The sequence below is a fragment of the Burkholderia sp. HAN2018 genome (assembly GCF_024704855.1).
In the GTDB taxonomy this organism is placed as follows: domain Bacteria; phylum Pseudomonadota; class Gammaproteobacteria; order Burkholderiales; family Burkholderiaceae; genus Burkholderia; species Burkholderia cepacia.
Genome location: NZ_QOBB01000300.1, coordinates 1 through 7,501 on the forward strand (window position 1 = coordinate 1; position 7,501 = coordinate 7,501).

7 protein-coding genes and 1 pseudogene are annotated in these 7,501 nt (G+C 65.2%); 1 reads left to right on the forward strand and 7 read right to left on the reverse strand.

From position 1 onward, the window contains the following. The 5 genes from DPV74_RS37300 to DPV74_RS37320 all read right to left on the reverse strand — a co-directional run. The coding region (locus DPV74_RS37300) for a YadA family autotransporter adhesin (RefSeq protein ID WP_257943124.1) at positions 1-2,014 on the reverse strand (2,014 nt) is incomplete at its 3' end. Between the two features lie 1,212 nt (positions 2,015-3,226). Beyond that, the gene (locus tag DPV74_RS37305) at positions 3,227-4,129 is read right to left on the reverse strand and encodes a hypothetical protein (RefSeq protein WP_059697139.1); all 903 of its coding nucleotides are present in this window, start codon (positions 4,127-4,129) and stop codon (positions 3,227-3,229) included. Between the two features lie 95 nt (positions 4,130-4,224). After that, positions 4,225-4,443, reverse strand: a complete 219-nt coding sequence (locus DPV74_RS37310; RefSeq protein WP_021157097.1) for a hypothetical protein — start codon at positions 4,441-4,443, stop codon at positions 4,225-4,227. A 235-nt stretch (positions 4,444-4,678) separates the two neighbouring features. Beyond that, positions 4,679-5,329 (reverse strand): NADPH-dependent FMN reductase, encoded by a 651-nt coding sequence (locus DPV74_RS37315; RefSeq protein ID WP_027790596.1) that lies wholly within the window; start codon positions 5,327-5,329, stop codon positions 4,679-4,681. Positions 5,330-5,640: 311 nt separating this feature from the next. Beyond that, positions 5,641-5,946 (reverse strand): NIPSNAP family protein, encoded by a 306-nt coding sequence (locus DPV74_RS37320; RefSeq protein WP_059697138.1) that lies wholly within the window; start codon positions 5,944-5,946, stop codon positions 5,641-5,643. A 281-nt stretch (positions 5,947-6,227) separates the two neighbouring features. On the opposite strand from DPV74_RS37320, the gene DPV74_RS37325 reads away from it, so the two are divergent. Beyond that, a complete protein-coding gene (locus tag DPV74_RS37325; RefSeq protein WP_060357775.1) occupies positions 6,228-7,025 on the forward strand; it encodes a GNAT family N-acetyltransferase in 798 nt (265 codons plus the stop codon). Between the two features lie 151 nt (positions 7,026-7,176). Here the strand turns inward: DPV74_RS37325 and DPV74_RS37330 are convergent. Together DPV74_RS37330 and DPV74_RS37335 are read right to left on the reverse strand one after the other, a co-directional pair. After that, a pseudogene (locus DPV74_RS37330) lies at positions 7,177-7,317 on the reverse strand (lytic transglycosylase domain-containing protein); the annotation flags it as partial. Between the two features lie 21 nt (positions 7,318-7,338). Beyond that, positions 7,339-7,501 (reverse strand): DUF3999 family protein (locus DPV74_RS37335; RefSeq protein ID WP_119339000.1); only part of this gene is annotated, 163 nt, incomplete at its 5' end.

Consider the following 7,501-nt stretch of genomic DNA (forward strand, 5'->3'; position numbering starts at 1 on the left):
AGCTGTTGGCCGACGACAGACCGGTCGACGTGGAGGACGACAGCGAAGTGACCGAGCTATTGGTCGACGAGAGGCCGGTCGAGAGCGAGCCGATCGAGCTGGTAGCCGACGACAGACCCGTCGACGTGGAGGTCGACAGCGAAGTGACCGAGCTGTTCGTCGACGAGAGGCCGGTCGAGAGCGAACCGATCGAGCTGGTGGCCGACGACAGCCCCGTCGACGTGGAGGACGAAAGCGAAGTGACCGAGCTATTGGTCGACGAGAGGCCGGTCGAGAGCGAACCGATCGAGCTGTTGGCCGACGACAGACCCGTCGACGTGGAGGTCGAGAGCGACGTGATCGAGCTATTCGCCGACGACAAGCCGGTCGAAGCCGACGTCGACAGGCTCGTGATGCTCGACGTCGTCGTGCTCGCGACCGAGTAGAGCTGGCTACCGTTGATCGCATCGATGCTGGTCGACGTGACGAGACCAGCCGCGACGTTCTGGATGCGACGCTCGTTGCCCGCCGTACCGACGCTGACGACGCCGTTGGCGGCGCTTGCGCCCGCAAAGTTACCGAACGTCTGGCCACCGATCGTGGCGGAGTTGACCGAACCGGTGCCGCCCGTCGCCGTGTCCGCCGCACCAATCGTCGCCGAGTTGTTGCCAAGGGCGACGGAGTTTGCAACGTTGGCCGTCGACAGGTAGCCGAGCGCCATCGCGTTGCCGGCGGAAGCGGTCGATTGATAGCCCATCGCGACCGCATTGCCGTTGCCGCTGGCCGTCGCAAACGAGCCGATCGAAATGTTGCCGGCTTGAGAAGCATTGGATTGCTGGCCGATTGCAACGCTCTGGAGCGCACTCGCAGTGGCCACGCCCAGCGCAACGCTGCCGCCGCCGGCAGCGCTGGCGTTGACGCCGATCGCGGTTGCATAGTTCGCCGTCGCGGAACTCCCGTTCCCGAAAGCGGAGGCAGGCGCCGAAGTCCCGCCCGCATACGACGAGGCACCGATTGCGCTCGAACCCGCATAGGTCGCCTTGGCGCCGCTGCCGATACCGACCGAACCCGTCCCCGTCACGCTGTTGCCACTGCCCAGCGCAACCGCACCGGTGCCGTTCGCCGAGTTGCCGTTGCCGAGCGCGACCGCGCCCGTGCCGTTCGCCGAGTTGCTGGTGCCGAGCGCGACCGCGCCGTCGCCGCTGGCCGTTTGCGCGCGGCCGATTGCCACCGCGCCGCCGTTCGCGCTACCACTGTTGGCCGTCGTACCCGACGAACCGATCGCGACGTTCTGGCCGGTTGCGCCGGAGACGATGCCGTCGCCCTGAGCGATGCCGTACGCGCCGTTGACGGTCGCGCCGCGGCCGAGTGCGATCCCCGACGTGGCGGCCGATGCGACGGATGACTGGCCGCCGACCGCGATGCTGTCCGAAGCGGCCGACTGCGCGCCCTTCGTTGCGTTGCTGCCGATTGCGATCGAGCCCGCACCCGATGCGATGGTCGAGTTTGCCTGCGACAGCGGCGTCGTACCGTTGCCGCCCGCGCCGCCGATTGCGACGGAGTTCAGCGCGGCTGCCGTCGAGCCGAAGCCGAGGGCGGTCGCGCCGATGCCGCTGGCGGTCGTTTCAAGGCCGGTTGCCACACCCCACAAGGCGGCAGATGACTGGATACCCATGGCGACGGCGCCGTTGCCGTTTGCTTGTGCAAACGCGCCATAAACCGTGACACCCGTGAAACCGTTGCCGTTGGAGTTACACCCGGCCACGACCGAGTACGTACCGGAGCCGTCGCCGGCCTGGTTTTGCGTGCCACCCGGGTTCACGCGGCCGACCGCGCCGCTGCTTCCCGTAAGGCAGGTCTGCTGTGTGTTGATCGTATTGGCCTCGGCGAGCCCGGGCAGGCTGATCGCCAGGGCCGCGACTGCGGCGACCAAGACAGCCGACTTGTTCGGCTTGCCCCGTGCCGAATCGTGTTCGGATGCAGCGACCCAGGCGCCGAGGGCTTCGTTCCAGATCGAGCGGTATGTGCGGTTCATGTCCTGCTACCTCCAAATGTGCACGCCACACACCGGTCTCTTTTGTTAGAGGAATGCTCCGTGCGCTCGCGCGAATCTCAAAATTGATGGGCGGAGTTTATTGGAGGAGGATTTTTCAGATTGCTAAAAAGTGATAAATATCGGGTTTGAAAAGTTAAAGGATGGTTAATAAGCCGTGTTTTGATGCGTCAATGAGGAATGAATTTGTAAGATGTAAGAATGAAAAATGTAGGATCTAGCTCCCTCGGCATGCTCGGCATTTTATCTATAAAAATCAATGAGTTATGTTTGTTTTGTGCGGTAGGTTACAGATGCTTCGGGAGCAAAAGTAAGGAAAGTGAAATAGCAAACGTTTGCGAGCGAGGCATTCCTTTCTAATTTGTAATGTTTGGCAGTGTGTTTTGCGATAATTGGATATCCACCTCGTTAATTTGTTAATTCGAGATTTGAGTTTCGATTTCTTATTGATTTACTGGATTATCTTTAAATCAATTTAATTCAAAATTAAGAATGCCGGGCTGTGCTGATATGCGCATTTCGTTCGCTGCGATGGCCCGTGTGACGGGCGTTCCGGGCGGGATGGCGCGTCGAATTTGTAAAAAAGTGCTACAGGGCGATGGTCAGGGCCGTCGTCATTCGTATTTCGAATTTGTCCTATTGACTATTTCGTTGATGTTGACATTCGTGTGGGGTTTGACGACGAGGCGAGCCCGTCCGGGAGGCATTACCCGCTACCGGTTTGCGCGTGCTGGCGGCAGGTTGTTAAAGCCGCTGGCCGACGCCCCTGAATTGTCAAATCCTGGGTGTGACAATTTGTCCGCGCGCCTCGAAGCGCCGAAGAAACAACGGCGTGAGCGAATGTGTCGAGGGCGCCACATCTGGCAGGTGGATGCAGGCCGGTGAGGTTTCACACCGCATGCGATGTGGCGGCGTCGAGCGGGCGGCGGGCCGGGCAGCCCGAGCGATGCGGCTCGCCATGCAAAGTGTGACGAACGCGCATCGAGGTATGGACGGGACGCGGGGCATGGGGCACAGAGCAGAACGGATACGTCGATCACAGCGTATTGCGCTGCTGCGCGCCCGGATGCGGACGATGCGATTGCCACCGGCCGGCTCCGGCCGGCATTCAGCCGGCCCGGACGTGATGATGGCCGAGGCCCGGTTGCCAGGATGCTCGACCGGGCAACCGGGCCCTTGCCCGGAGCGGTTGCGTTACTTCTTGAGAAACCGCAGCGCGAGCCGTGCCATACGCGGCACGAACAACGGGCGCAGCAGGCGCTTGTCGTAACCGGCCATCCGCCGATCGTTCTCGGCGAGACACAGTTCGATCAGCTCGCGCGGCTTGAGCGCTTCGCCGATGTCGGCGGTGTTCGTCGCCGGGAAGTTCGCGTCGCGCGCGACGCCGTCGGCGTCGATCCCGCGCGCGATGCCGATGCGCTCGCGGATCAAATGCACCCACACGGCCGCGACCCGCGCGAAGAACCAGGGCCGGCGCCACCACGGCAGGCTGCGCCAGTACCACGCGTACCAGTTCACGAAGAACAGGATGTGGCGGCCTTCTTCCTGGATCACGGGCTCGAAGGTGTCGACGAGTTCGGGCGGAAAATAACCGGAGCGCTGCGCGGAACGGAACAGGCCGAACGCGAAGAAGCTGTCGATGCATTCGCTGAAGCCCGTGACCATCCACGACCACTCGGGATCCTTCGGCGCCGGGTAGGGTGGCTCGGGGGCGAGCCGTATGCCGTATGCCTCGACGAGCTTCGACAGCACGACCTTGTGGCGCGCTTCCTCGCCGCCGTCCATCTCGAGCGCGCGGCGCAGCAGCGGATCGCCGACCGTCGCCGCATAGGTCGCGACGCGGATCGATGCACGACCTTCGGTTTGCACCGCGATGTCCCAGATCGGCAGCGACGTGAGCCGCTTGAGCTCGGCGGGCTTGAGCGCCGGCCAGTCGATGACCGCCGGCTTGTACGGGTTGTGTGTGTCGAGCAGCATGCGGCAGAACATCTGCATGTGCGCATCGGAACCGATCCGGACCGGACCTTGCCTCTCGAAGGTCCAGTTGCGCATTGCGTGATCTGCGGCTGCGTGCTGTTCCTGCAGCGTGTCACTCATGGCTATTGTTGTGCGATTACGGATCGAAAGATTCTTGCATAGCTTCCGTAATTGCGTATTTTCGAGCGGCCATGCGCACGCCGGCCAGGCGTGCGTCACGCGTGCGTGTCGACCCAGAGGCGGCCCCAGCGGGACGCGTAGGCAAGCGCGTGTTCTTCCTCGAAGAAGAAATCGATCGCGTCGAACGAGACGGAGCGCGGCGACGGGCCGCTGCTTGCCTTCGCGATCGTCAGGTTGGCAGCGAACAGCCCGTTCGGCAACCGGGCGGCAGCGGGGGCGACTTCGTAGCCCTTGTAGCGGATCGTACGGTTCATGGCGTGCGCGGAGAGAGTTCGGATGTTCAGCGTACGAAAACCCGCCGGCCGCGTGAACCAATCTTTCGGCCAATGCAAATCACGCGGCGGGCCGAATCGTTATCGGCGCGGGGTACGGGGAAAGGGCAACCGGGGGCAGCGTCGGCGTGCACGGCGCGCGGCCGTTCGTCCGAATGTGCACCGCCCGCGCCGGCGAACGGGGGCGTCCGGGCGCGGGCGGTGAAAGGCGGGGAAATTACTGGTTGGCGATCTTCAGCACAGGCGCGAGCGCATCGACCGATGCCGCATGCGAAGCCGCGCGATGCGACGCGAACGCGAGCGCGAACTCGGCCGCTTGCGTGCCGACCGTCTCGAGCTGGGCGACGACCTTCGGATCCGAGCAGCTGTCGGCGCTGTCGAAGCGCGTTTCGAGCGTGTTTACGGTCGCGCCGAACGGCGTCGGCCAGCCGCGCAGCGCATGCACGATCGAACGCAGCGACGTCAGCACGGTGCCCGCCGCCTGCCAGCCGTACGCGGTGACGATCAGGCCGACCGCGCGTCCGTCGAGATAGGGCCGATCGTCCGCACGCAGTTCCTCGAGCGTATCGAGCGCGTTCTTCACGAGGCCGGAGACGCCGCCGTGATAGCCGGGCGTCGCGATGATGATCGCGTCGGCCTGGCGCACGGCGTCGATCAGTTCGCGCTGCGCGTCGGTCAGCGTTTTGTGTTCGGGGGCGTAGTGCGGCAGCGTATGCAGGAACGGGCCGTCGAACAGGCGCGTGCGTGCGCCGGCTGCCTGCGCACCGCGCAACGCGAACGACAGCGCGCGTTCGGTCGACGACGCTGCCCGGGTGGTACCGCCAATGCCGACGACGAACGGGCGGCGGTGTTGATCGAATGCAGTCAAGGGGCGCTCCTTGGGGATGGCTTGCCCGGCTAAGCACAGGCTTAAAAACCAGATGGTAACGACCCCGCCGCCACTCTGAAAACGACTTTTCGTTCTATCGATATGCCGGGAGGCACGGGCAATCGTGCGCGCGGCCGCACGGATCGATAGCAGAAATGCTTGGTTGGGCTGGCCGGCCGCGGTCGATAAGATGGGCCCGTCTCCTCCATGATGTCTCTACTGACATGGGTTGGCCCCGCCGCGCGGATGCAGGCGGGGCTTTTTTTCGTCCCGGTCAGGAAAAGGGGCGCGATGCGCCGGGCCGTGGCCCGTCAGTCGAACACCGGCCGGAAGAAGCTGCGCTCGTAGCTGACGATGCAGCGCGTTTCCTCGGCGTAGCGGAACGCGGCCTGGCAGGCCGGATCGTCCATCGAGCGCTCGCGGTAGCGTTCGTATTCGGCGAGGCTCGGGAACGAGAACATCGCGAGCGCAATGTTGTTTGCCCCTTCGGACGGCAGGAAGTAGCCGTGATGCGTGCCGCCGAACTGCTCGACGAGCGGAATCCACATCTTGCCGTAGGTTTCGAACTGGTCGAGCTTGTACGGATCGATGACGTAGCGAAGGAAGCAGGTGATCATGGGCGCGCCTGGAACGGAAAGGATCCGGCGAGTGTGGATGGCGCTGCAGCATGTGTCAACGGCGCGCGCCGGCGATCGACGTCGTCGCGCTCGATGCATTGCTTGCGTGCGCAACGATCGGTGTGCCGTCATGCGTTCGCAATGACGCACGCGCCGCCGCGGCGTGCACCGTCGCAACCGTTTCTCCCGCACGCACGTCCCCAAACTTTTACGACATTTTTTCTTGCGGGGGCCATCGGCGCGCTCATAGACTTCGGGCATCCCAACCACGGAGCATGGCAATGTCGATACCCTGGAACGCGATCGCCGAACACACGCCTGCCGCGCCGCCTTCCGCGTGCGCCGACCGGGTGATCGTGCGGCGTTTCGATCCGGCCTTCGACAGCTATGCCCAACTCACGCCGATGCTGCATCGCGCGTTCGCGCGGCTCGGCGCGATGGGGCTCAACTGTACGTGTGTCGACCAGGACGAGGCCGTCACGCGCCGTCGCGCGGAAGCGGGCGAGTGCTACGTCGCCGTGTGCGGCGGGCGCGTGATCGGCACGGCCACGCTGTATGCGACCGATCCGTCGTCGGCCTGCCCGCTGTACCGGCGCGAAGGCGTCGCGAGCGTGCGGCAGGTGGCGGTGGACCCGGATTGCCAGAGCCGCGGGATCGGCGCGTTGCTGCTGTCGTTCGCCGAGCGGTGGGCCGCGTTGCGCGGCTACACGCTGCTCGCGCTCGATACGCCGCATCCCGCTTCGCACCTGCTCGCGTTCTACGGCTCGCAGGGTTTCGACGTCGTCGACGTGATGCGCTTCGACGGCAAGCGCTACGACAGCGCGATCCTCTGCAAGCGGCCCGTCGCGCATGTCGTGCGCCGGATGTCGTCGGCATCGCCGGCGTCGCGAATGGCCGCGCGCATGGCGGCCGTGCGGCGCGTTGCTCATGCGTTGCCGTCGCGCGTGGCCGCGCTGGTCCGGCGCGATCGGTACGTGCGACGTGGCGCAGGCTGGGCGGCGCGACGCGCGGCCGGTGCCGCGAGTTGCCGCTCGTCGCCGTGGCGTCCGCGCCAGCACGGGCGCTACACCTTCGGCTGAACGCCGTGCTCCGGTTCCTGCTCCTGTTTTGCCGCGTAAACGCCGGATGAGCGGAGTGTGGCGCTCCCGCTCGTGTACGGCCCTCGAGACACCCCCGCCGCGCCGCGGCGAAACGGACGTTTACGCGCTTTTTATGCCCTGACGCGATCCTTCATGAGATGGCCGCACCGATCCGCACGTAGGCGGCCGGATCGGACAGGTCCTTCACCTGCGCGACGAGATCGCGATGGGCGATGGGCCGCACCTGCCTCAACCCGCGTGCGCCGGCCACACTGACCGCGTGGCGATCGAAGCCCGACTCGACCGCGCCGCCTCACTCGTCGCGGCCGCTCGACTCGCCGCCGCCTTTCGCGAGGCGCCACGCGATCGTGCCGAGCACGCCGACCGCGACGACCAGCGCGCCCCACAGCACGTAGCGGCGCGGTGCGTCCGTGTCGGCGGCCGGCGCCGGCGTGACCGCCGATACCGGCAACGCC